21 protein-coding genes are annotated in these 21,668 nt (G+C 69.0%); 9 read left to right on the top strand and 12 right to left on the bottom strand.

What is annotated here, in order from left to right; genetic code table 11:
* The first annotated feature begins 42 nt into the window (after positions 1-42).
* From mreC to tldD, 6 genes are all read left to right on the top strand, one after another.
* On the top strand, positions 43-900 hold the full coding sequence (mreC, locus tag ACQ1W9_RS06620) for a rod shape-determining protein MreC (RefSeq protein ID WP_346063545.1): 858 nt from the start codon (positions 43-45) through the stop codon (positions 898-900).
* The gene (gene mreD, locus ACQ1W9_RS06625; protein WP_346063408.1) at positions 900-1,388 is read left to right on the top strand and encodes a rod shape-determining protein MreD; all 489 of its coding nucleotides are present in this window, start codon (positions 900-902) and stop codon (positions 1,386-1,388) included. Before mreC ends, mreD begins: the two co-directional genes overlap by 1 nt.
* A gap of 12 nt (positions 1,389-1,400) precedes the next feature.
* Entirely contained in the window at positions 1,401-2,000 is a 600-nt protein-coding gene (locus ACQ1W9_RS06630) for a Maf family protein (protein ID WP_431025885.1), read from the top strand.
* Between the two features lie 30 nt (positions 2,001-2,030).
* Positions 2,031-3,494 (top strand): ribonuclease G, encoded by a 1,464-nt coding sequence (gene rng / locus ACQ1W9_RS06635; protein WP_346063410.1) that lies wholly within the window; start codon positions 2,031-2,033, stop codon positions 3,492-3,494.
* A 72-nt stretch (positions 3,495-3,566) separates the two neighbouring features.
* Positions 3,567-7,340: a YhdP family protein gene (locus tag ACQ1W9_RS06640; protein ID WP_431025886.1), complete on the top strand. Its 3,774-nt coding sequence runs from the start codon at positions 3,567-3,569 to the stop codon at positions 7,338-7,340.
* Positions 7,337-8,806 (top strand): metalloprotease TldD, encoded by a 1,470-nt coding sequence (tldD, locus tag ACQ1W9_RS06645; protein ID WP_431025887.1) that lies wholly within the window; start codon positions 7,337-7,339, stop codon positions 8,804-8,806. Before ACQ1W9_RS06640 ends, tldD begins: the two co-directional genes overlap by 4 nt.
* Positions 8,807-8,911: 105 nt before the next feature.
* Here the strand turns inward: tldD and yjgA are convergent, their stop codons facing one another.
* Positions 8,912-9,418 (bottom strand): ribosome biogenesis factor YjgA, encoded by a 507-nt coding sequence (gene yjgA / locus ACQ1W9_RS06650; protein ID WP_431025888.1) that lies wholly within the window; start codon positions 9,416-9,418, stop codon positions 8,912-8,914.
* A gap of 92 nt (positions 9,419-9,510) precedes the next feature.
* Here yjgA and pmbA point away from each other — a divergent pair, with 92 nt between their 5' ends.
* Positions 9,511-10,851 (top strand): metalloprotease PmbA, encoded by a 1,341-nt coding sequence (gene pmbA, locus ACQ1W9_RS06655; RefSeq protein WP_431025889.1) that lies wholly within the window; start codon positions 9,511-9,513, stop codon positions 10,849-10,851.
* 328 nt (positions 10,852-11,179) lie between these two features.
* On the opposite strand, the gene ACQ1W9_RS06660 is transcribed toward pmbA, so the two are convergent.
* The 11 genes from ACQ1W9_RS06660 to ACQ1W9_RS06710 form a co-directional block, all read right to left on the bottom strand.
* Complete coding sequence (locus ACQ1W9_RS06660; RefSeq protein ID WP_431025890.1) at positions 11,180-11,449, bottom strand: HPr family phosphocarrier protein; 270 nt, start codon at positions 11,447-11,449, stop codon at positions 11,180-11,182.
* Positions 11,436-12,359 carry an RNase adapter RapZ gene (rapZ, locus tag ACQ1W9_RS06665; protein ID WP_431025891.1) on the bottom strand — a complete coding sequence of 308 codons (924 nt, stop codon included), beginning with the start codon at positions 12,357-12,359 and terminating at the stop codon, positions 11,436-11,438. The genes ACQ1W9_RS06660 and rapZ overlap by 14 nt, the downstream gene beginning before the upstream one ends.
* A 38-nt stretch (positions 12,360-12,397) precedes the next feature.
* Entirely contained in the window at positions 12,398-12,886 is a 489-nt protein-coding gene (locus ACQ1W9_RS06670) for a PTS sugar transporter subunit IIA (RefSeq protein ID WP_346063417.1), read from the bottom strand.
* Between the two features lie 6 nt (positions 12,887-12,892).
* Entirely contained in the window at positions 12,893-13,201 is a 309-nt protein-coding gene (gene hpf / locus ACQ1W9_RS06675; RefSeq protein WP_146802330.1) for a ribosome hibernation-promoting factor, HPF/YfiA family, read from the bottom strand.
* 165 nt (positions 13,202-13,366) lie between these two features.
* Positions 13,367-14,779, bottom strand: coding sequence for an RNA polymerase factor sigma-54 (locus tag ACQ1W9_RS06680; protein WP_431025892.1), 1,413 nt, complete (start codon positions 14,777-14,779; stop codon positions 13,367-13,369).
* Between the two features lie 284 nt (positions 14,780-15,063).
* Positions 15,064-15,789 (bottom strand): LPS export ABC transporter ATP-binding protein, encoded by a 726-nt coding sequence (gene lptB, locus ACQ1W9_RS06685; RefSeq protein WP_346063419.1) that lies wholly within the window; start codon positions 15,787-15,789, stop codon positions 15,064-15,066.
* 8 nt (positions 15,790-15,797) lie between these two features.
* Entirely contained in the window at positions 15,798-16,304 is a 507-nt protein-coding gene (lptA, locus tag ACQ1W9_RS06690) for a lipopolysaccharide transport periplasmic protein LptA (RefSeq protein ID WP_431025893.1), read from the bottom strand.
* Between the two features lie 37 nt (positions 16,305-16,341).
* Positions 16,342-16,920, bottom strand: coding sequence for an LPS export ABC transporter periplasmic protein LptC (gene lptC / locus ACQ1W9_RS06695; protein ID WP_431025894.1), 579 nt, complete (start codon positions 16,918-16,920; stop codon positions 16,342-16,344).
* Positions 16,907-17,476: a KdsC family phosphatase gene (locus tag ACQ1W9_RS06700; protein ID WP_431025895.1), complete on the bottom strand. Its 570-nt coding sequence runs from the start codon at positions 17,474-17,476 to the stop codon at positions 16,907-16,909. Before ACQ1W9_RS06700 ends, lptC begins: the two co-directional genes overlap by 14 nt.
* 212 nt (positions 17,477-17,688) lie before the next feature.
* Positions 17,689-18,669 carry a KpsF/GutQ family sugar-phosphate isomerase gene (locus tag ACQ1W9_RS06705; RefSeq protein WP_431025896.1) on the bottom strand — a complete coding sequence of 327 codons (981 nt, stop codon included), beginning with the start codon at positions 18,667-18,669 and terminating at the stop codon, positions 17,689-17,691.
* A 31-nt stretch (positions 18,670-18,700) separates the two neighbouring features.
* Entirely contained in the window at positions 18,701-19,639 is a 939-nt protein-coding gene (locus tag ACQ1W9_RS06710; protein WP_431025897.1) for a calcium/sodium antiporter, read from the bottom strand.
* A gap of 385 nt (positions 19,640-20,024) precedes the next feature.
* Here ACQ1W9_RS06710 and ACQ1W9_RS06715 point away from each other — a divergent pair, with 385 nt between their 5' ends.
* Together ACQ1W9_RS06715 and mlaE are read left to right on the top strand one after the other, a co-directional pair.
* Positions 20,025-20,837, top strand: a complete 813-nt coding sequence (locus ACQ1W9_RS06715) for an ABC transporter ATP-binding protein (protein ID WP_431025898.1) — start codon at positions 20,025-20,027, stop codon at positions 20,835-20,837.
* On the top strand, positions 20,834-21,616 hold the full coding sequence (gene mlaE / locus ACQ1W9_RS06720; RefSeq protein ID WP_431025899.1) for a lipid asymmetry maintenance ABC transporter permease subunit MlaE: 783 nt from the start codon (positions 20,834-20,836) through the stop codon (positions 21,614-21,616). Before ACQ1W9_RS06715 ends, mlaE begins: the two co-directional genes overlap by 4 nt.
* Positions 21,617-21,668: the final 52 nt, after the last annotated feature.

Here is a 21,668-nt window from a genome sequence, read left to right on the forward strand (position 1 = left end):
ATCAAACCGTTGTTCTCGCACGGTGCGGTGCCCGGCTATCGCATGCTGCTGTGTGCGATAGCCGCGCTCGGCCTGATGTTTGCGGAACACCGCTTCACGCGCATGGACGAGGTGCGTGCCCAGCTTACCACCGTGGTGGCGCCCATCCAGTGGATGGTCAGCCTGCCCAGCGGCGTGCTCACCTGGGGGGCCCTGGCGCTCTCCGATCAGCGAGCCCTGGTGGAGGAGAATCGGCGCCTGCGCGAGCAGTTGCTGACCCTCTCCCAGCGTGCCCAGCAGATGGCCCACCTCACCGCCGAGAACGTGCGCCTGCGCGAGTTGCTGCAGGCGGCGCGGCGGGATGACATGGCCTATATCACCGCCGAGCTGCTTTCCCTGGACTCCGACCCCTTCACCCACCAGATGGTCATCGATCGCGGTCGCCGCGATGGCGCCTATGTGGGCCAGCCGGTGATGGATGCCTCGGGGCTGGTGGGCCAGATCACCGCGGTCTCCGCCTACTCCAGTCGGGTGCTGATGATCAATGACGCCAGCCATGCGTTGCCGGTGCAGGTGACTCGCAATGGTCTGCGCTTCGTGGTCCAGGGCACCGGTCATTATGAGCGCCTGAACGTGATGCATGTGCCGGATACCGCCGATATCCGGGTCGGCGACCGGTTGCTCACCTCCGGGCTGGCGGGGCGCTTCCCCCAGGGCTATCCGGTGGGGCGGGTGGTGTCGGTGGAGCACGACCCCGGCGAGCCCTTCGCCCGGGTCATCGCCGAGCCCTCGGCACAGCTGCAGCGTTCGCGTCACTTCCTGCTGCTGTTTCCTCCCCCGCCGCCGGAGCCGCGTCCGGGGGAGGCGCTATGGGATGAATCCTTTACCGTCGTCGAACCGCCACAGGAGCTGCAACGCTGATGGGTGCCCTGGGAGTCCGAGGTCTGCTACTGGTCTGGATCAGCCTGCTGCTGGCCCTGTGCCTGCAGGTGATGCCGCTGCCCGATGGCTGGCTGATCTGGCGTCCCGACTGGCTGGGCCTGATGCTGGTCTACTGGTGCGTCGCGGCGCCTCACCGCGTCGGGGTATTGCACGGTTTCGTGCTGGGGCTGCTGCTGGATCTGATCGAGGGGGCGCCGCTGGGGCAGAATGCCCTGGTGTTCTCGCTGCTGGCCTTCCTCTGCGCCCTGGTCTATCAGCGCATGCGCGCCTACTCCCTGGTGCAGCAGGCGGTCCTGGTCTTCGTCCTGCTGGGGCTGGTGCAGCTGGTACGGCAGTGGCTCAATACCCTGTTCGGCCCCTTCTCTATCCATCTCGCCTTCCTGCTGTCGTCGTTGATCGGCGCCCTGCTGTGGCCCTGGCTCTTTACCATGCTGCAGGCGCTGCGACGCCGCTTCGCCCTCGGCTGAATCGGAGTCCTTATGCCCGCCTCCCTGATCCTTGCCTCGGCCTCGCCGCGGCGCCGCGAGCTCCTGGCCTCCATCGGCGTCGCGTCGCTGGTGCGCCCGGTGGATATCGACGAGACCCCGGCTCCCGACGAGGCGCCCCTGGCCCATGTGACCCGCCTGGCCCGGGAGAAGGCCCTGGCCGGCGCCGCGGGGGCCGCTACGGACCAGGCGGTGCTGGGCGCCGATACCGTGGTGGTGCTGGGCGAGCGGATCCTCGGCAAGCCCCGGGACAAGGCGGATGGCCTGGCCATGCTGGCGGCACTCTCCGGCGGCGAGCATCGGGTGATTACCGCGGTGGCGGTGAATGGCCCGGCGGGCCTGCTGGAAGCCGCGGTCACCACCCGGGTATGGATGCGCGAGATCTCGAGCCGCGAGGCCGAGGCCTACTGGGCCAGCGGCGAGCCCGCCGACAAGGCCGGTGGCTATGCCATCCAGGGGCTGGCGTCGATCTTCGTCATGCACCTGGAGGGCAGCTACTCCGCCGTGGTGGGGCTGCCGCTCCATGAGAGCGCCGAGCTGCTGCGCCGCCAGGGCCTCCCCCTTTGGTCGGGGGGCTTGCCCCCTATGGCATAATGCCTTCATGCCAACGACAAGGAATCCCGCATGAGTGGTGAAGTACTGATCAACCTGACGCCCATGGAGACCCGCGTGGCGGTGGTCGAAAACGGCGTGCTTCAGGAAGCCTTTATCGAGCGTTCCCGGCGGCGGGGCATCGTCGGCAATATCTACAAGGGCAAGGTGGTCAGGGTGCTGCCGGGCATGCAGGCGGCCTTCGTCGATATCGGCCTGGAGCGGGCCGCCTTTATCCATGCCCACGAGGTGATGGCGGCCCATACCCCCGCCGAGGAGCAGGCCACCATCAGTCAGTTGCTCCACGAGGGGCAGTCGCTGGTGGTGCAGGTGACCAAGGACCCCATCGGTACCAAGGGGGCGCGGCTCACCACCCATCTCTCGGTGCCTTCCCGCTACCTGGTGTATATGCCGGATGCCCCCCATAACGGCGTCTCCCAGCGCATCGAGGACGAGGGCGAGCGGGAGCGCCTGCGCCAGTTGGTGGAGGTCTGCCAGGCGCAGCAGGAACTGGAGGTGGAGGGCGGCTTTATCATCCGTACCGCCGCCGAGGGGGTGAGCGAGGAGGAGCTGTTCTCCGATATGCACTTCCTGCTGCGGCTGTGGCGCAAGGTCAGCGAGCGCAAGGTGACCGCCGGCGTGCCCAGCGTCATCTACGACGACCTGCCGCTGTTTATTCGCACCCTGCGCGACCAGATGCACGACGAGATCGAGAAGGTGCGCATCGATTCCCGGGAGAACTACGTCAAGCTCAAGGAGTTCGCCGAGGAGTTCATGCCCGATGCGGTGGAGCGCATCGAGTACTATCCCGGCGAGCGGCCCATCTTCGATCTCTACAGCGTCGAGGACGAGATCCACAAGGCCCTGGGGCGCAAGGTGCAGCTCAAGTCCGGCGGCTATCTGGTGATCGACCCCACCGAGGCGATGACCACCATCGACGTCAACACCGGCGGCTACGTGGGCCATCGCAATCTCGAAGAGACCATCTTCAAGACCAACCTGGAGGCGGCCACCGCCATCGCCCGCCAGCTGCGGCTGCGTAACCTGGGCGGCATCATCATCATCGATTTCATCGACATGGAGGATGCCGAGCACCAGCGCCAGGTGCTGCGGGTGCTGGAGAAGGCCCTGGAGCGGGATCACGCCAAGACCAAGTGTACCGGGGTCACCGAGCTGGGCCTGGTCCAGCTGACCCGCAAGCGCACCCGGGAGAGCCTGGAGCAGACCCTCTGCGAGGCCTGCCCCACCTGTGAGGGGCGCGGCACCCTGAGGACCCCGGAGACCGTCTGCTACGAGATCTTCCGTGAGATCCTCCGCGAGGAGCGCGCCTACGGGCCGGAGACCTACACGGTACTGGCCTCCCAGGCGGTGGTGGATCGCCTGCTCGACGAGGAGTCGGCGGCGGTGGCGGACCTGGAGGCCTTTATCGGCAAGACCATCCGCTTCCAGGTGGAGGGCCACTACTCCCAGGAGCAGTACGATATCGTGCTGATGTGATCGATACCCTCCCGGCCAGGAAGGCCCGGGGCTGGCGGCGAAGGAGGCGAGGCCGATGAACGAGGGGCAGGCATGAGTGGGTGGCGGATCGCCGGGCGCTGGGTGCTGACCCTGCTGGCCCTGGTGTTGCTGTGTCTGGCCCTGCTGTTGCTGGGCTGGCGCCTGGTGGCCGGTCAGGCGGAGGCGCTGCGTGAGCCCCTCGAGCGGCTGGTGGCCGAGCGTACCCGGGCCGAGACCCATATCGGCGAGCTGGAGGCGGGCCTGCATGGCCTCGACCCCTCGCTCGCCCTGCGCGACCTGCGGCTGACCCTCGAGGGCCGCCCCCTGCTGGAGCTGCGCCAGGCGCGCCTGCGCCTGGATACGCTGGCCTCCCTGGGCGCCGGGGTGCCGGTGACCTCGCAGGCCCGGGTGCAGGGGCTCACCCTGCACCTCTATCAGGACGAGGAGCGTCATTGGCACTGGCCGCGCCCCGCCGAGCTGCCCTTCGCGGCGAGCCCCGATTTCGATCTCTCGCGCCTGGACGCCTGGGTCGGCCTGCTGCTGCGCCAGCGCCTGGACGCGCGCCAGGTTCGCCTGGTGCTGCACGGCCAGGAGCGGCGTGTGGCCCTGGAGGCCCCCAGCCTGCTGATGACCGGCGACGAGCGGCGCCTGCACCTGGAGGGCTGGGTCCATGTGGAGGGGCAGGAACAGACCGCCCTAGAGGTGGTGGCGGAGGTGTTGCCGGGACCGCGTGGCCTGGCCGACTTCAATGCGGCCATGCAGGCCGAGATGGAGCTCTCCAGCCTGGTGGAGCTGGTGCGTCTGCTGAGCGGCGACGAGCCCCTGCGCCTGGAGCGGGCGGAAGGGGATGCGACCCTATGGGGGCGTTGGCACCAGGGGGCGCTGGCGGATGTGCGCCTGGCCCTGGAGGTGCCGGAGCTGGCGATCGGCCACGAGCAGGCCAGCCTGGCGCTGGCGGATATCCGTGCCGAGGGGCAGTGGCTGCGGGAGGGCGAGGCCTGGAACGCCTGGCTCAACCTGGCCGCCGACGCCGAAGGCGTGGCCCAGGGGCCGGCCCTGCCCAGCCGCTGGCGCCTGCGCGGCGATGGGGCGGGCTGGTGGGTCACCACCGATGGCTTCGAGCTGCCGGCCCTGGCCGACTGGAGCGAGCGCCTGCCGTTGCCCGAGGGGCTGGTGCGGCTGCTCGACACCCTGGACCCCCAGGGCTGGGTGGAGGGATTCGCCTTCGGCTTTCGCGACGGTCACTGGCTGGCCCGGGGCGCCCTGCGCCAGGTGGCGGTGTCGCCCTGGGAGGGTGCCCCCGGGGGTGGGCCCCTGGATGCCTGGGTCGAGGCCCGGGACCTGGCCGGCGAGGTACGCTTCGTCGGCGTCGGCGATACCACCCTGCATTTCCCCCAGCTCTTTACCGGCCCCATGGCCCTGGATGCCGCCTCCGGGATCGTGGGCTGGACCTATGCCGATGGCCTGACGCGGGTCAGCGGTCGCGACCTCGAGGCGCGCTGGCGTGACGCCGAGGTGACGGGGGACTTCGGCCTGGTGCTCGGCAATGGGGGCCCCGGCATCATGGGGCTGGCGCTGGACTTTCGCGAGGTGGATGCGCTCACCACGCCCCTGGTGGACTGGCTGCCCATGGGGATCTTCGGCGACGAGCTGGGTGAGTGGCTCGCCGGCGGCGTCGCGGGCCGGGTGACCGAGGGGCGACTGGCGTTGCACCAACCGCTCTTCGACGGCGTGCGGGCGGAGGACATACGTCTGGATCTCGATCTGGCCATCGAGGAGGGGCGAATACCTTACCTGCCGGGTTGGCCGGCCCTGGAGGGCGTGGAAGGCCGCCTGATCCTCACCGACCTGGCCATGATGGCGGAGGTGACTCGGGCCGAGAGCCATGGTCTGGCGGTCAGTGACGGACGCGTGACCCTGAGCCCCGAAGGGGAGCTCGCCGTCGGCGGGGCCATCGAAGGCAGCGCCACCGACCTGGTCGACTACCTGGGCGGCGTGCCCCTGGAGGGGCTCGAGGCCCTGGAGGACTGGGCCTGGAGCGAAGCGGGGCATATCCAGGGCCAACTGGCGCTGGACTTGCCGCTGAGCGATCCCGACGCCCTGAACCTGGACATCGAGACGACCCTGGACGTGCCCCGGGTCCGCTATCGGCCGCTGACGCTGGACCTGACGTCGGTGACCGGGCCCCTGGCCTATCGCTATCGGGCCGGCGAGGGGGAGCTGGAGGGGCGCCTCGACGGGCGGGCGCTGGGCGGGCCCGTCACCGCGACCCTGGAGAGCGAGCGTATCGACTTCGAGGGACAGGCCGAGGCGCCGCGCCTGCTGGCCTGGGGCGGACTGCCCGGGGAGGGCGCCCCGGTCACGGGGCAACTGCCCTATCGCGGGCGCCTGACCCTGACGGAAAGCGGGGCTCGGCTGCGCTTGGACAGCTCCCTCGAGGGCCTGGCCCTCGGCCTGCCGGCGCCCTTCGCCAAGCCGGCCGAGGAGCGCCGTCCGCTGTGGCTGGAGATGGATACCCAGAGCGGTCGGCTCACCGCCGAGCTGGAGGGGCTGGCGCGACTGCGCTGGCGGGAGCAGAGCGCCCAGGGGGCCCAGGGCCAGCTATGGCTGGAGCGCTGGCCCGAGTCCCCCACCTGGCCGGCCCGCCCCGGCCTCGAGGTGAGCTGGCGACCGGCGCGGCTCGACCCCGCCCCCTGGGCGGCGGCCCTGGCGCCGCTCTTGGGCGGCGGCGGAAGCGGCGCCGGTTCCCCGCCGACCCTGGATCTGGCCACCGACTGCCTGCTGATGGAGGCGCGCTGCCTGGGCTCGCTGCAGGCCCGGGCCATGCCCGAGGCGGGCGGGTGGCGTCTCGACCTGGATGGCAGCCTGCTGGAGGGCCAGGCCGGCTACCGCCCCGAGCGGGCCCAGGCCCTGGAGATCGACCTGGCGCGCCTGGACCTGGACGCCCTGATACCGATGCCCGCCGAGGGCGTGGCCCTGTTCGATGAGGTGGCGGCGGCGCCGGAGCCGGAGCCCCTGGCCGACTGGGTGCGACAGCTGCCGGCGGGGCGCCTCGACGTGGCGAGCCTGATGCGCCAGGGGCAGCACTTCGGCCCGCTGAGCGCCGAGTGGCGGGGCACCCCGGAGGGGCTGCATATCGCGCCCCTGGCACTGGTGCTGGGGGACGTCGAGGCCAGTGGCGAGTTGACCTGGGAGTCGGCGGGGCCGGCGGCCAGCCTGACCCGCAGCCGCCTGGCCCTGACCGGGGGCGACCTGGGCACGGCCCTGGAGCGCCTGGCCCAGCCGGTGGCGATCCGCAACGAGCGGACCCGTGTCGACTCCCAGTTGGCCTGGCCCGGGGCACCCTGGCAGTTCGCCCTGGAGCACTCCCGGGGCAGCCTGGCGGTGAGCCTGGAGAACGGCCGCTTCCGCTATCTCGAGTCGCCTTCCGCCAAGCTGATCGGCCTGCTCAACTTTGATAACCTGCTGCGTCGCCTGCAGCTCGATTTCTCCGACCTGACCCGCCGCGGCACCGCCTTCGACAGCGTGGAAGGGGTGGCCACCCTCTACGGCGGCATCCTCGAGACCCAGGGGCCGGTGGAGGTGCGCGGCCCGGCGACCTCCTTCAGCCTCGATGGTCGGGTCGACCTGGCGCGGCGGGAGCTCGATCAACACCTGGCGGTTACGTTACCCTTGAGTCAGAACCTGCCGCTGGCGGCGGTGGTGGCCGGTGCCCCGGTGGTGGGCGGCGCCCTCTTTATCGCCCATCGCCTGTTTGGCGGCGCCCTCGATCGGGTGACTCGAATTCACTATCGCGTGCGGGGTCCCTGGACCTCACCGCGGATCACACTGGAAGACGCCGAATGAATCAACCGACTAGCGTGCCCGCTGCGGATCAGGCCCTGGACACCGCCGTCGCGACGCTGCTGGCGCCGACGGGCCTGGGCCTCGATGACCTGGACGCCGGCCTCGGTCACGCCCTGGGGGCCGGCATCGATTTCGCCGACCTCTATCTGCAGCGCAGCTGGCATGAGAGCTGGGTGCTGGAGGATGGCGAGGTCAAGGAGGCCGGCTACAACATCGACGGCGGCGTGGGCGTGCGCGCCATGACCGGCGAGAAGACCGGCTTCGCCTACTCCAACCAGATCACCGCCGAGGCCCTGGCCGATACCGGGCGCACCTCTTCCGGGATCGCCCGCGGCGGCGCCCGACTCTCGTCCCAGGCGGTGGCGGTGCGCGCCCACCCGGCCCGCTATGGTGCCGAGGACCCGCTCGCCGGCCTCTCCGCCGAGGAGAAGATCGCCCTGCTCAAGGAGGCCGATCGCATCGCCCGGGCCGCGGACCCGTCGGTCAGCCAGGTCAGCGCCTCCTTGACCGGCCTCTACGAGGTGGTGTTGGTGCGTGCCAGCGACGGCACCCTGGCCGCGGACCTGCGTCCCCTGGTGCGCTTCAATGTCAGCGTGATCGCCATTCGCAACGGCCGCCGCGAGCGCGGCAGCGCCGGCGGCGGCGGGCGTTATCCCATGGCGCGGCTGCGCGACGAGGGGGTGGCCGAGCGCTATGCCAAGGAGGCGGTGCGTCAGGCCCTGGTCAACCTGGAGGCGGTGGACGCGCCGGCCGGCCAGATGCCGGTGGTGCTGGGGCCGGGCTGGCCGGGCATCCTGCTCCACGAGGCGGTGGGGCATGGCCTCGAGGGCGATTTCAACCGCAAGGGCAGCTCCGCCTTCGCCGGGCGCCTCGGTGAGCGGGTCGCCGCTCCCGGGGTGACGGTGGTGGACGATGCCACCCTGGCGGATCGCCGCGGCTCGCTTTCCGTGGATGACGAGGGCACCCCGGGCCAATACACCCCGCTGATCGAGGATGGCATCCTCACCGGCTATATGCAGGACAAGCTCAATGCGCGGCTGATGGGCATGGCGCCCACCGGCAATGCGCGCCGCGAGTCCTATGCCCATATGCCCATGCCGCGCATGACCAACACCTATATGCTGGCGGGCCAGGATGACCCCGCCGATATCCTCAAGAGCGTCAAGCGTGGGATCTATGCGGTGAGCTTCGGCGGCGGCCAGGTGGATATCACCTCCGGCAAGTTCGTCTTCTCCGCCAGCGAGGCCTACCTGATCGAGGACGGGCGGATCACCGCGCCGGTGAAGGGGGCGACCCTGATCGGCAACGGCCCCGAGGCCATGGGCCGGGTGTCGATGATCGGTCATGACCTGGAACTCGATACCGGGGTCGGCGTCTGTGGCAAGGAGGGGCAGGGAGTGCCGGTGGGGGTCGGCCAGCCGACCCTGAAGCTGGACGAGCTGACCGTGGGCGGGACTCAGTCATAAAGCCTGAAGCGGGAAGAGCGCCGCTTCACGGCTGGAAGCTGGAAGAAGACGCCATGATCTGGCGGGTTTCGGTAACTTCCAGCTTCCGGCTTCACGCTTTCGGCGTTAGAGCCCGGCGGTATCGCGGATCAGCTTGAAGAGCTTGCGGGAGCTGGCCGGGGGCTTGTCGGCGGCGCGCTCGCGCTGGGCATTGCGGATCAGCTGGCGCAGCGCCTGGCGGTCGGCGTCGGGGAAGTCGGCGACAAAGGCCTCCACCGCCTCGTCACCCTCCTCGATCAGGCGATCCCGCCAGCGTTCCAGGCGATGGAAGGCGTGGTCGCGGCGCAGCTTCTCCTGCTCGAATTCATCGAAGGCGGCCTGGATCGCCTCGGTGTCTTCCTTGCGCATCAGCTTGCCGACGTACTGCATATGGCGGCGGCGCGCTTCCCGGGCGCGGATGCGCCCGGTCTCCTCCACGGCGGCGAGCATATCGTCGGAGAGCGGCAGCTTGGCGCGCTGGGCATCGGAGAGGGCGATGATCTTTTCGCCCAGGGCCTGCAGGGCGTGCATCTCCTGCTTGCGTTGGGTCTTGCTCTGCCAACCGTCTTGGTCGGCGGGGGAATCGAAGGACATGCCATTACCATCAGCATCGGAGTGTAGGGCAGAGTATACCAGCCCGGCCGGTGCGCGTAGCATTCACACAGAATGATCAGAGGGAGAATCAGATGACACAGGCTTTCGATGCCGCCGCCCAACAGGCGCTACTGGAGTCGCGGGTAGCGGCCGCCCTGGCGCAGGCCAAGCGGCTGGGGGCCGACGCCTGCGAGGTGGGCGCCAGCGTCGACCAGGGGGTCGGCGTCAGCGTGCGCCTGGGCGAGGTGGAGAGCGTCGAGCTCTCCCGGGACCAGGGCTTCGCGGTCACCGTCTATGTGGGCCACCGCAAGGGCAGCGCCTCCTCCTCGGATACCGGCGAGGCCTCGGTGAGCGCGGCGGTGGAGAAGGCCCTGGCCATCGCCCGTCATACCGGCGAGGATCCGGCCGCCGGCCTGGCCCCGGCGGAGCTGATGGCCCGCGAGTTGCCGGACCTGGAGGTGCATCATCCCTGGGCGCTGACCACCGATGCCGCCATCGACCTGGCCCTGGCCTGCGAGGCCGCCGGCCGCGGCGTGGCGGGTATCAGCAACTCGGATGGCGCCAGCCTCTCCAGCGGCGAGGGGGTGCGGGTCTATGGCAATAGCCATGGCTTCCTGGGCAGCCAGCGGGGCAGCCGCCACTCCCTCTCCTGCATGCTGATCGCCGAGGACGCCCAGGGCATGCAGCGGGACTACGACTACAGCAGCGTGCGCGACCCGCGCCAGTTGCGTTCCCCCGAGGCGGTGGGGGCCAGCGCCGCCGAGCGCACCCTGCGCCGGCTGGGTGCCCGGCGTCCCGCCACCGGGCGCTTCCCGGTGCTCTTCGACCCGACCCAGGCCGCCGGCCTGGTGGGCCACTTCCTCGGCGCCATCGCCGGCGGGGCCCTCTATCGCCAGGCCTCCTTCCTCTGCGACCGGCTCGGCGAACCGCTCTTCCCGGACTGGTTCTCGCTGGTGGAGCGGCCCCTGGAGCGGGGCGCCATGGCCAGTGCCCCCTTCGATAACGACGGCGTCTATACCCGCGACAATACCTTTATCGAGGGGGGGCGCCTGGCCAGTTATATGCTCTCCGCCTACAGCGCCCGGCGGCTGGGGCTGGAGACCACCGGCAATGCCGGTGGCGCCCGTAACGTGCGCCTCCAGGCGCCCCTGGCCAGCCGCGAGGCGCTGCTCAAGCGGATGGGGCGCGGCGTGCTGGTGACCGAGTTGATGGGCCAAGGGGTCAATGGCGTGACCGGGGATTACTCCCGCGGCGCGGCGGGCTTCTGGGTGGAGAACGGCGAGATCCAGTATCCGGTGGAGGAGTTCACCATCGCCGGCAATCTGGCGCAGATGTTCGCCAACCTGGCCGGCGTCGGCGAGGATATCGATACCCGCGGCAGCATCCATACCGGCAGCTGGCTGATCGATGATATGACCATCGCCGGCAGCTAAGCCGGAAGCTCGAGGCCATAAGCGGGAAGAAAAGCGCCGAGCCGACCCGCGGAATAAGGGGGCGAGCGATTCGCCGGGACGCCGCCGCGTAGCGAGCCGGGTAGCGCAGAATCGACAGGGATGTCGAGTTAGGGGCGGCAACAGGGATGTTGTTCCGGCCCGTGCGCGTCACCCGGCTCGCGCAGTGGCGGGGTTTCGTCCCGGTGCAAGGGAGACACCTTATCCGCAGGTCATGGCGACGCCATCGGTTCCCTGTGATGGCGTCGCCATCGAGTCGGATGCTCTCGCCTTCGACTGGTTTATCCGAGCTATGTGGTGAAGGGTGGAGTTATTCCCCTTCGTCGAAGCGGGCCTCGATCAAGGTCGCCAGGGCCTCGAGGACCGCCTCGGCGTCATCTCCCTCGGCGCTGACGGTGAGTCGGCTGCCGCAGGGAGCGGCCAGCATCAGCAGGGCCATGATATTGGCGGCGTCGGCCTCGCGGCCCTGGTGGGAGACCGTGACCCGGGCATCGTACTCCTGGCAGCACTGCACCAGGCGGGTGGCGGCGCGGGCGTGGAGGCCACGCTTGTTGGTCAGGGTCAGCTCACGGCTCGGCATGCCTCGAGCTTCCTTGCAGGGGGCTGGCATCTGGCTCTCCCAAGTCGGTGTGAATGCCCAGTTCCCGATGGCGCAGGCGCAGTCCCGGATAGCCGGCGGCGAAGTGGCGCGCCAGACGCTCGGCCAGATAGACCGAGCGGTGCTGACCGCCGGTGCAGCCCACCGCCACCGTCACATAGCTGCGCCGGCTGGCCTGGTAGGCGGGCAGCCAGCGCTCCAGCCAGTGCTGGATATCCTCGGCCATGGCCTCCACCTCCGGGTAGCCCTCCAGGAAGGCCACCACCGAGGCGTCGCGACCGGTGGCCTCGCGCAGGCGCGGATCCCAGTAGGGGTTGGGCAGGCAGCGGGCGTCGAAGACGGTGTCGGCATCCAGGGGCACCCCGCGCTTGAAGCCGAAGGACTCCAGGGTCAGGGTCAACTGGCCGGCCTGGTGGCCGGCCACCTGTTCGGTGATCCGTGAGCGCAGGTCGTGGAGCGACAGCCGCGAGGTATCCATCACCAGGTCGGCCAGGTCGCGGATCTCTCCCAGCGCCTGCTCCTCTCGCTCGATGGCCTCGGCCAGGGTCATTTCGCTGTTGCGGGTCAACGGATGGCGGCGCCGGGTGTGGGAGTAGCGCTCCAGCAGGATGCGGGCATCGGCGGTCAGGTAGACGACCTGGGTCTGGATGCCGCGATCGCGGACTTCATCGAGCAACTGCGGAAAGCGGCGCAGGGCGCCGGGCAAGTTGCGGGCGTCGATGCTGACCGCGATGGCATCGTAGCGGGCCTCGTCGGCCTGGAGCTCGTCCACCAGGGACCCCAGCAACATGGCCGGCAGGTTGTCGATGGCGTAGAAGCCGAGGTCTTCCAGGGCCTGGAGGGCGATCGACTTCCCCGACCCGGAACGGCCGCTGATGATCACCAGTTGCATGGCACTCTCCTGGCTGCCTGTGGGGTGGCGCCATTCGCTCAGGGCGCGGCGGTGGGGCCGGGCGCGGCGTGGCGCTCGATGGCCTCGATCAGGGTGTCATAGAGCTGGCGCTGACTCTCGCAGCGGCGCAAGCGCTGGCGGGTCTCGGCGTCGTTCATCACTCCGGCCACCTGGGCCAGCAGGGTCAGATGAGTGTCGTCGGCCTCTTCCGGCACCAGCAGCACGAACACCAGATCGACGGGCTCGCCGTCCACGGCGTCGAAGTCCACCGGTTCGGCCAGCTTCAGGAAGCCGGCCAGGGGCGCCTTGCAGTGAGCATTGCGGGCATGGGGAATCGCCACCCCATGACCGATGCCGGTACTGCCCAGGCGCTCGCGGCCGATCAGTCGGCTGAAGACTTCCTGGCTATCGAGGCTGGGGGTGTTCTGAGCAATAAAGGTGCTGAAGAACTCCAGCACCCGTTTCTTGCTCCCCCCGGGGACATCGAACAGCGCCCGCTCGGGGGGAAGGATGGATTGCAGTGTCATGGAGGGTTAGCGGGCACCGGCGCCTTGGGCGCGTGCCTGTGCCTTTTCCTTGTGTTTCACCAGTTGACGGTCGAGCTTGTCGGCGAGCGCATCGATGGCGGCATACATGTCACCATCCTGGGCTTCGGCGTGCAGATCGGCACCGGCAGCGTGGAGTACGCAAGCGGCTTGTTGGCGTTCCTTCTCGACGGACAGGGTGAACTGTGCCGTGGTGATATTGTCGTAATGCCGCTCCAGTCGTGCGAGCTTCTCGTTCACATAGTCACGCAGTGCATCGGTCAGTTCGACGTGATGGCCGGTGATATTGACTTGCATGGCACGCTCCTCTTCCTGCGGGTGGCATCTCGATTGTAACCCTTTTTACGGCCCTGCAAACCCCTTGGCGTCGGGGATTTCCAACGCAAGCCTTGTGGGGTTTTTATCCCATTGAGATCAATGGGATAAATGGTTTTTCCCGGTAAACGACGAAACCGCCGTCGGTCAGGAGAGACGTTTTCGCTCGCTGGACGGGGGGATGCCCATGGCCTCGCGATACTTGGCCACGGTGCGCCGCGCCACCTGGATGCCGTCATCGGCCAGCAGGGCCACCAGCTTGCTGTCGGAGAGCGGCTTGCGCGGCGGCTCCTCGCCAATCAGCTTCTTGAGGCGGGCGCGGATGGCGGTGCTGGAGTGGGCATCGCCCTCGCCACCGCCCACCTGGCTGGAGAAGAAGTACTTGAGCTCGAAGACGCCCCGGGGCGTGTGGATATATTTCTGGGTGGTGACCCGGGAGATGGTGGATTCGTGCATCTCCACCGCCTGGGCGATGTCCGCCAGCACCAGCGGCTTCATGGCCTCCTCGCCCTGCTCCAGGAAGTCGAGCTGACGGGTCAGGATCTCCTGACCCACCCGCAGCAGGGTATCGTTGCGGCTGGAGAGGCTCTTGAGCAGCCAGCGCGCCTCCTGCAGGTGTTGCTTCATGAAGGTGTTGTCGTCGCTCTTGTCGGCGCGCCGGATCAAGGCCGCGTAGTCGGGCTGGATGCGCATGCGTGGCAGCGCCTCCGGATTGAGCTCGATGCGCCAACCGTCGCGGGTATGGCGGGCGATCAGGTCGGGGATCACATAGTCGCTGCCGATGTCGGCATAGGCCTGGCCGGGGCGCGGGTCGAGGGTCCGCACCAGTTGGATCACCGCGTCCAACTGGTCATCCTCGAGGCGCAGGCGGCGCTTGAGCAGCTTGCGATCGTCCCCCGCCAGGGCCTCGAGGAACTGGCGCACCAGGCGCTTGGCCTGGGGCAGCAGGGGGGTGTCTTCGGGGAGGGTGCCGAGCTGCAGCAGCAGGCACTCGCGCAGGTCCCGGGCGAAGACCCCGGTGGGCTCGAACTGCTGCAGGCGCATCAGCAGGGCTTCCACCTCGGCGACCTTGAGGCCGCCGAGGCCCTGGTCCCGTAGCCCTTCGGTGATCTCTTCCAGGGGCGAGGCGAGGTAGCCGTTGGTATCCACCGCATCGATCAGGCTCTCGGCAATGGTCCGCTCCCGGGGGGCCTCCAGGTCGGTCATGGCCAGCTGCCAGTTGAGATGGTCGCGCAGGCTGGGGGTGTCGGCGTTACGCTCGAAGTCCGGCGCCTCGCCGCCGCCACTGGGGGCCATGTCCTGGTAGGTATCGGACCAGTCGCTGTCCACGGAGAGCTGTTCGGGGATGCCCTCGGACCACTCGTCCTCCTTGGGCGCTTCCACCGCCTGTTCCCCATAGGCCTCGTCCAGTTCCAGCATGGGATTGGACTCCAGGGCCTGCTGGATCTCCTGGCGCAGGTCGAGGGTGGAGAGCTGCAGCAGGGCGATGGCCTGCTGCAGTTGCGGGGTCATGGTCAGCTGGGTGCCGACCCTAAGCTGCAACGAGGGTTTCATTGCCATGGTGGGCTAGGATTCCGTGACAAGCGTGGGGCACACCCTAGCCCGCTGCCGGGGCCCTTGCAAGCCTATTAGACATGACTTCTAAGCAAGTTATGTGCCAGACGCAATGAGTATGCCAAATCGATCTTGAAACTAAGACTTTCAGCCTATTGGCAGCGCCGATTCCTGGTGTTCGGCCCCCGGAGCCTGTCGGATTCGACCGATCGTCGCGAGAAAGGCGGACTGCGAGACAAGTTGATCAATCGGATGAGGCGAATAGCGCGCTATTTAACGAATCAGGGCTCCTAGAGGCGGAAGTCCTCGCCCAGATAGACCTCACGCACCCGGCGGTTGGCGAGGATCGCCTCGGCATCGCCCTCGGCGATGATCTGGCCGTCGCCGACGATATAGGCGCGATCACAGATATCCAGGGTCTCGCGCACATTGTGGTCGGTGATCAGCACCCCGATATCGCGCTGCTTGAGGGCACGGATAATGCCCTTGATCTCGCCCACCGAGATGGGGTCGACCCCGGCGAAGGGCTCGTCGAGGAGGATAAAGGTCGGTTCGGTGGCCAGTGCCCGGGCGATCTCCACCCGGCGCCGCTCCCCCCCGGAGAGGCTCATCCCCAGGTTGTCGCGGATATGGGTGATGTGGAAGTCGTTGAGCAGGGCCTCCAGGCGTGCCTGGCGGTCGGCGCGATCCAGGTCCTTGCGAGTCTCGAGGATGGCCAGGATATTGTCGGCCACCGACAGCTTGCGGAAGATCGAGGCTTCCTGGGGCAGGTAGCCGATACCGGCCCGGGCCCGCTCGTGCATGGCCGCCTCGGAGAGATCCCGGTCGTCGATGGCGACGCTGCCGGCGTCGGCACGCACCAGGCCGACGATCATGTAGAAGGAGGTGGTCTTGCCGGCGCCGTTGGGGCCCAGCAGGCCCACCACGCTGCCCTGCTCGATGGCGAGGCTGATATCACGGACCACGCGGCGGCGCTTGTAGCTCTTGGCCAGATGACTGGCGGTCAGGGTCTTCATGGCGGCCCTTACTGCTGTTCCGGGGTGAGGGTCATGCGCACTCGTTGGCGGTCGGTGCCTTCGGTGCTGGCCCGGGCCTCCACCAGGCGGCGGTCGATCTGATACTCCACGTAGGCACCGTTGAAGGTGTCGGCACCGCGGTGCAGCTCGGCGCGATCGATCAGCTCCACCCGCCGCTCCGCGGCGTGGTAGATGATGGTGCGGCCCCAGCCCTGGACGCGCTCGCCGTCGGCGGGGTTCTGTTCCAGGTAGGCGCGCTCGCCGGTGGCGGTGAGCCGCGAGACCTCGCCGGCGTCGTTGCGCTGAATCTCGACCCGGGCGCCGGTCAGGTGCAGGTTGCCCTGGCGAATGTCCACCTCGCCGCTATACACGGCGGTGCCGGCGCGGTCGTCCAGTTCCAGGCGGTCGGCCTCCACCTCGATGGGCTCGCCTTGTTGAGCCAGGGCGGGGGTGGCCAGGGCCAGCAGGCCGGCGGCGAGCCAGCCGATCAGGCGTTGGCGGCTTGGGTAACTCATGATGGGGTCCTCATGGAAGCGGCAGGGGGCATCACTCTCACTCCTGGGCGGGGGGGTGGTGGCCGCGCACCCGGCCTTCCAGTTGCAGGCGTCCGTCCTCGAGCCAGGCCTCGAAGCGTTCGGCCTCGGTACGCTGGGGCGGGGCCTCGAAGCGCGCCGGGGTGTCACTCCAGGCATACTGGGTACGGGTGTCCAGGTGCAGTTCCTGGGTACTGAGCTGCCAGCCGGCGTCAGGCGCATTGAGCCTGGCATCGCCGCTCAGCGTCAAGCGGCGATCCGCCAGGGTGCCCTGTTCGCCCCGGGCGATCCAGTGGCGCCCCTCGTCATCGTAGAGATGGGAGATCGGTGTCTGGGCACGCAGCACGTCGTCATGGGGCGTATGCGCCAGGCGCGGGCTGCTCAGGCGCTGATGGGGGAACCCTTCGGCGTCGTAGCGCACCAGCTCCGCCTGCTCCAGATAGTAGTCGGGCTCGCCGGCCTCGTCCTGGGGCACCGGTCCCGGTGGGGCCGGCTCCCGCTCGGTGAGCAGCACCAGCACGCCCCCCAGGGCCAGCAGCAGGACCAGCAGGCCCAGGCGTCGGGCCAGCGGCGTGGCCAGTAACTCAGCGGCTCTCATGGCCCTGACCATGCAGGTAGGTGTCGATCACCGCGCCCCAGTGGCCCTGGGCCTCGAGCAGAGTGTCGCAGATCTCGCGCACGGCGCCATGGCCGCCGCCGCGCTCGGTGACCCAGTCGGCCTGGCCGCGCACATAGGCGGGGGCATTGGGCACGCTGATGCCGAGGCCGGAGCGGCGAATCGCCGCCAGGTCCGGCAGGTCGTCGCCGGCGTAGGCGATGGCCTCCCAGGGCAGCGCCAGGCGCTCGGCGAGCTGGGTGAGGGCGGCGAGCTTGTCCTCGCGGCCCTGGAAGACATGGGGAATGCCCAGGGCGGCGGCGCGGTGGCTGACCATGGGCGAGTCGCGGCCGGTGATCAGGGCCACCTCGATGCCGGCGCGGCGCAGCAGCTTGATGCCCTGGCCGTCCTGGGTGTGGAAGGCCTTGATCTCCACGCCATCGGCCTGGAAATAGAGGCGCCCATCGGTGAAGACACCGTCCACGTCCAGGGCCAGCAGGCGCACCCGGCGGGCACGGTCCAGCAGGGTCGGGTCGAGCAGGGGGGAGTCGAAGGTCATGTTAGAGGTTCCTTAGGTCGCGCCGCTGGCCAGCAGGTCGTGCATAACCCCGCGGGCGCGGTCGAGCAGGGTCAGGTCGAGCAGGGGGGAGTCGAAGGTCATGTTAGAGGTTCCTTAGGTCGCGCCGCTGGCCAGCAGGTCGTGCATAACCCCGCGGGCGCGGTCGAGCGGGGTCGGGTCGAGCAGGGGGAGTCGAAGGTCATGGAGGCTCCTTAGATCACGCCGCTGGCCAGCAGGTCGTGCATATGCAGGGCGCCGACCGGGCGGCCGGCGTCGTCCACCACCGCCAGGGCGGTGATGCGGTTGTCTTCCATGACGCGCACCGCCTCAGCGGCCAGGACCTCGGGGCCGATGCGTTTGCCGGGGCGGGTCATGACGTCGTCCACCTTGAGCTGGCTGAGATCGTTGTGCTGGTCCAGGGTGCGGCGCAGGTCGCCGTCGGTATAGACTCCGCTCAGTCGGCCGTCTGCGTCCACCACGCAGGTGAAGCCCAGTCCCTGGCGGGTGATCTCCAGCAGGGCGTCGCGCAGCGGGCTGCCGAGCGGCACCGTCGGCAGGCGCTTGCCCTGGTGCATCAGGTCGCCGACCTTGAGCAGCAGGCGGCGGCCCAGGCTGCCGCCGGGATGCGACAGTGCGAACTCTTCGGCGGTGAAGCCGCGGGCCTCGAGCAGGGCCACCGCCAGGGCATCGCCCATGGCCAGGGCGGCGGTGGTGGAGGCGGTGGGGGCCAGGTCCAGGGGGCAGGCCTCGCGCTCGACGCCGGTATCCAGGTGGGCATCGGCGTGGCGGGCCAGGGTCGAGGCGGGGCGCCCGGTAAGGCTGATCAGCGGCGTGCCCAGGCGCTTGAGCAGCGGCAGCAGGGCGGTCACCTCGCCGGTCTCCCCGGAATTGGAGAGGGCGATCACCACGTCGCCGCGGGTGATCATGCCCAGGTCGCCATGACTCGCCTCGCCGGGATGCACGAAGAAGGCCGGGGTGCCGGTGCTGGCCAGGGTGGCGGCCAGCTTGCCGCCGATATGGCCGGACTTGCCCATGCCGGTGACCACGACCCGGCCGCGGCAGGCCAGCAGCAGCCGGCAGGCCTGGTCGAAGTCGCCATTGAGGCGGGGAATCAGGGCGCCCAGCGCCTGCTGTTCCAACTGCAGGGTGCGGCGGGCGCTGGCGCGAAAGTCGAAATCGAGTGTCGGTGTCATGGGGGGATTGTTGCCGGTTGCGGGTCTGAGCTCAAGTGAGGTCGAGGGCCAATAGGCCGAGGTAGCCGGCATAGGCGATCAGCATCAGGGCGCCGGGCAGGCGCCCCAGCCGGCCATGGCGCTGCCATAGCAGCCAGGCGCCGAGCACCAGGGTCAGGGTCAGCATCACCGGGAAGTCACGGCTACCGGCGGCGCCATCCACCGGGCCGGGGGCCAGCAGGCCGGGAATCGGCAGCACCGCCAGCATATTGAAGAGATTGGAGCCGATGACGTTGCCGATGGCCAGGTCGTGATGACGGCGCAGGGCGCTCATGATGCAGGCGGCCAGCTCCGGCAGGCTGGTGCCGATGGCCACCAGGGTCAGGCCGATCACCAGTTCGCTGACCCCGAAGCCGGCGGCGATCTGGCTGGCGCCCCACACCAGCAGGCGCGAGCTCACCACCATCAGCAGCAGGGTCACCAGCAACCAGGCCAGGGCCGGCGGCAGGCGCATGGCCGGGATCTCCCCCTCGAAGGCCTCGTCGGGGGTGTCGGCGCGAAACAGCCACCACAGGCTGAAGCCCAGCAGGGCCAGCAGGAAGAGCGCATCGAAGCGGCCGAGGATGCCGTTCGCCAGGGCATAGCCGGCCAGGCCGGTGGCGCCCAGCAGCAGCGGCAGCTCGCGGCGGACCAGGGAGAAGCGCACCGGGATGGGGGCCACCAGGGCGGTGGCGCCCAGCACCAGGGCGATATTGGCGATATTCGAGCCCAGGGCGTTGCCGGTGGCCAGGTCGGGGAGCCCATCCAGGGCGGCCATGATCGCGACCAGCATCTCCGGCGCCGAGGTGCCGAGGGCGACGATGGTCATGCCCACCAGCAGCCGGCTCATGCCCGCCCGGTAGGCGGTGGCGGCGGCGGCCCCTACGAAGCGGTCGGCGCTCCACAGCAGGCCGGCGAATCCGAGCAGCACGGCGAGCAGGGCGATCGGCATCGAAGACTTCCTTGGTGGGCGAGGGCGCCCATTAAACGCGTGAGCGACCATCGAATCAAGGGAGGCGGCCGGGGGTATCTCAGTTAGCTTTGCGGTCCGGGGCTACCCTGGGGGCAGGTCGTCGCGGGGCGCTGTGAACCCCTCCCTGGGCGCTACTTTTGCCCTGCGGCGCTCTCGCATCCTGCTCCGCTTGCAGGACCGGTGCTGGCCATCCATGGCCAGCCCGTTCGGAGGAATCCTCCTCACCCCTGGCAAAAAAACCCCGCTTCGTCCTGCCCCCAGCGCCCCTTGGTCATTCCAACGGCGATAGCCCTGCGCCGAGGGTAGTCGGAATGGGCCCGGTTAGGATACGATGTTCGATAATTATCCAAGGAAACCCGGAGCGATGACGGATACCCCTCTGGTGGAGGTGGACGATCTCCACTTCTCCCGCGGTGACAAGGAGATCTTCCGCGGGGTCTCGATGCGTATTCCCCGTGGCAAGATCACCGCCATCATGGGGCCCAGCGGCACCGGCAAGACCACCCTGCTCAAGCTGATCGGCGCCCAACTGGTGCCCGATGCGGGGCGGGTGTGCATCGCCGGTCGGGACGTCCATGCGCTCTCCCGCAAGGCGCTGTTCCGGCTGCGCCGGCGCATGGGCATGCTGTTCCAGAGCGGGGCCCTGTTCTCCGACCTGGATGTCTTCGAGAACGTGGCCTTCCCGCTGCGGGTGCATACCGACCTGCCGGAGCCGATGATTCGCGACCTGGTGCTGATGAAGCTCCAGGCGGTGGGGCTGCGCGGGGCGCGCCATCTGACGCCGGCGGAGCTCTCCGGGGGCATGGCGCGTCGCGTGGCCCTGGCCCGGGCCATCGCCCTGGACCCGGAGCTGATCCTCTATGACGAGCCCTTCGTGGGCCAGGACCCCATCTCCATGGGCGTGCTGGTGCAACTGATCAAGCGCCTCAACGAGGCCCTGGGGCTGACCGCCGTGGTGGTCTCCCACGATATCAAGGAGACCCTCTCCATCGCCGACTATGTCTATGTGATCGCCGACGGCCAGGTGATGGCCGAGGGCACGCCGGCCAGCCTCGACGTGGAGCAGGACCCGCGGGTCAGCCAGTTCGTGCATGGCGAACCGGACGGTCCGGTGCCCTTCCACTACCCGGCGATGGATTTCTACCGGGATATCCTCGATACGGGGGCGCAGCGATGATTCCTCGTGTTATCGCCCTCGGGCGCCGGGGCTGCGACCTGCTCGAGGCCCTGGGGCGTTCCGGCCTCTTCCTGGCCCAGTCGGCCCTGGGCTGGCCCTCCCGGGAGGGCGTCTATCTGTGGCTTCGCCAGATGCATTTCGTCGGGGTGCTGTCGCTGGCCATCGTGCTGGTCTCCGGGCTCTTTATCGGCATGGTGCTGGCCCTGCAGGGCTACACTATCCTGATCGATTTCGGTGCCGAGCAGGCGCTCGGCCAGATGGTGGCCCTGTCGCTGCTGCGGGAGCTGGCGCCGGTGGTCGCGGCGCTGCTGTTCGCCGGGCGCGCCGGCTCGGCGCTGACCGCCGAGATCGGCCTGATGAAGGCCACCGAGCAGCTCACCAGCATGGAGATGATCGGCGTCGATCCCCTGCGGCGGGTGGTGGCGCCACGCCTCTGGGCCGGCTTCGTGTCGCTGCCGCTGCTCACCGTGGGCTTCAGCGTGGTGGGGATCTACGGGGGCTTCCTGGTGGGGGTCGAGTGGCTGGGGCTGTTCGAGGGCTCCTACTGGAGCAATATGCAGGCCAGCGTCGATTTTATCGCCGACGTGGGTAACGGCATGCTCAAGAGCCTGGTCTTCGCCGTGGTGGTGACCTGGATCGCGGTCTTCCAGGGCTATGACCTGATCCCCACCTCGGAGGGGATCTCCCGGGCCACCACCCGCACCGTGGTCTACTCCTCCCTGGCGGTGCTGGGGCTCGATTTCGTGCTGACCGCGGTGATGTTCGGCGGCCTGTCATGAGGCGTGTGAATCAATGGAGCGAATCGATGCCGGACGGCGAGGGAAAGACGAT

The organism is Halomonas sp. H5, assembly GCF_050613175.1.
Lineage (GTDB): Bacteria > Pseudomonadota > Gammaproteobacteria > Pseudomonadales > Halomonadaceae > Bisbaumannia > Bisbaumannia salifodinae.

What these genes read in the sequence shown, in the direction of transcription:
- mreC (WP_346063545.1), top strand. Translation starts at nt 43, where the DNA reads ATGCTGCTGTGTGCGATAGCCGCGCTCGGCCTGATGTTTGCGGAACAC.
- mreD (WP_346063408.1), top strand. Translation starts at nt 900, where the DNA reads ATGGGTGCCCTGGGAGTCCGAGGTCTGCTACTGGTCTGGATCAGCCTG.
- ACQ1W9_RS06630 (WP_431025885.1), top strand. Translation starts at nt 1,401, where the DNA reads ATGCCCGCCTCCCTGATCCTTGCCTCGGCCTCGCCGCGGCGCCGCGAG.
- rng (WP_346063410.1), top strand. Translation starts at nt 2,031, where the DNA reads ATGAGTGGTGAAGTACTGATCAACCTGACGCCCATGGAGACCCGCGTG.
- ACQ1W9_RS06640 (WP_431025886.1), top strand. Translation starts at nt 3,567, where the DNA reads ATGAGTGGGTGGCGGATCGCCGGGCGCTGGGTGCTGACCCTGCTGGCC.
- tldD (WP_431025887.1), top strand. Translation starts at nt 7,337, where the DNA reads ATGAATCAACCGACTAGCGTGCCCGCTGCGGATCAGGCCCTGGACACC.
- yjgA (WP_431025888.1), bottom strand. Translation starts at nt 9,418, where the DNA reads ATGTCCTTCGATTCCCCCGCCGACCAAGACGGTTGGCAGAGCAAGACC.
- pmbA (WP_431025889.1), top strand. Translation starts at nt 9,511, where the DNA reads ATGACACAGGCTTTCGATGCCGCCGCCCAACAGGCGCTACTGGAGTCG.
- ACQ1W9_RS06660 (WP_431025890.1), bottom strand. Translation starts at nt 11,449, where the DNA reads ATGCCGAGCCGTGAGCTGACCCTGACCAACAAGCGTGGCCTCCACGCC.
- rapZ (WP_431025891.1), bottom strand. Translation starts at nt 12,359, where the DNA reads ATGCAACTGGTGATCATCAGCGGCCGTTCCGGGTCGGGGAAGTCGATC.
- ACQ1W9_RS06670 (WP_346063417.1), bottom strand. Translation starts at nt 12,886, where the DNA reads ATGACACTGCAATCCATCCTTCCCCCCGAGCGGGCGCTGTTCGATGTC.
- hpf (WP_146802330.1), bottom strand. Translation starts at nt 13,201, where the DNA reads ATGCAAGTCAATATCACCGGCCATCACGTCGAACTGACCGATGCACTG.
- ACQ1W9_RS06680 (WP_431025892.1), bottom strand. Translation starts at nt 14,779, where the DNA reads ATGGCAATGAAACCCTCGTTGCAGCTTAGGGTCGGCACCCAGCTGACC.
- lptB (WP_346063419.1), bottom strand. Translation starts at nt 15,789, where the DNA reads ATGAAGACCCTGACCGCCAGTCATCTGGCCAAGAGCTACAAGCGCCGC.
- lptA (WP_431025893.1), bottom strand. Translation starts at nt 16,304, where the DNA reads ATGAGTTACCCAAGCCGCCAACGCCTGATCGGCTGGCTCGCCGCCGGC.
- lptC (WP_431025894.1), bottom strand. Translation starts at nt 16,920, where the DNA reads ATGAGAGCCGCTGAGTTACTGGCCACGCCGCTGGCCCGACGCCTGGGC.
- ACQ1W9_RS06700 (WP_431025895.1), bottom strand. Translation starts at nt 17,476, where the DNA reads ATGACCTTCGACTCCCCCCTGCTCGACCCGACCCTGCTGGACCGTGCC.
- ACQ1W9_RS06705 (WP_431025896.1), bottom strand. Translation starts at nt 18,669, where the DNA reads ATGACACCGACACTCGATTTCGACTTTCGCGCCAGCGCCCGCCGCACC.
- ACQ1W9_RS06710 (WP_431025897.1), bottom strand. Translation starts at nt 19,639, where the DNA reads ATGCCGATCGCCCTGCTCGCCGTGCTGCTCGGATTCGCCGGCCTGCTG.
- ACQ1W9_RS06715 (WP_431025898.1), top strand. Translation starts at nt 20,025, where the DNA reads ATGACGGATACCCCTCTGGTGGAGGTGGACGATCTCCACTTCTCCCGC.
- mlaE (WP_431025899.1), top strand. Translation starts at nt 20,834, where the DNA reads ATGATTCCTCGTGTTATCGCCCTCGGGCGCCGGGGCTGCGACCTGCTC.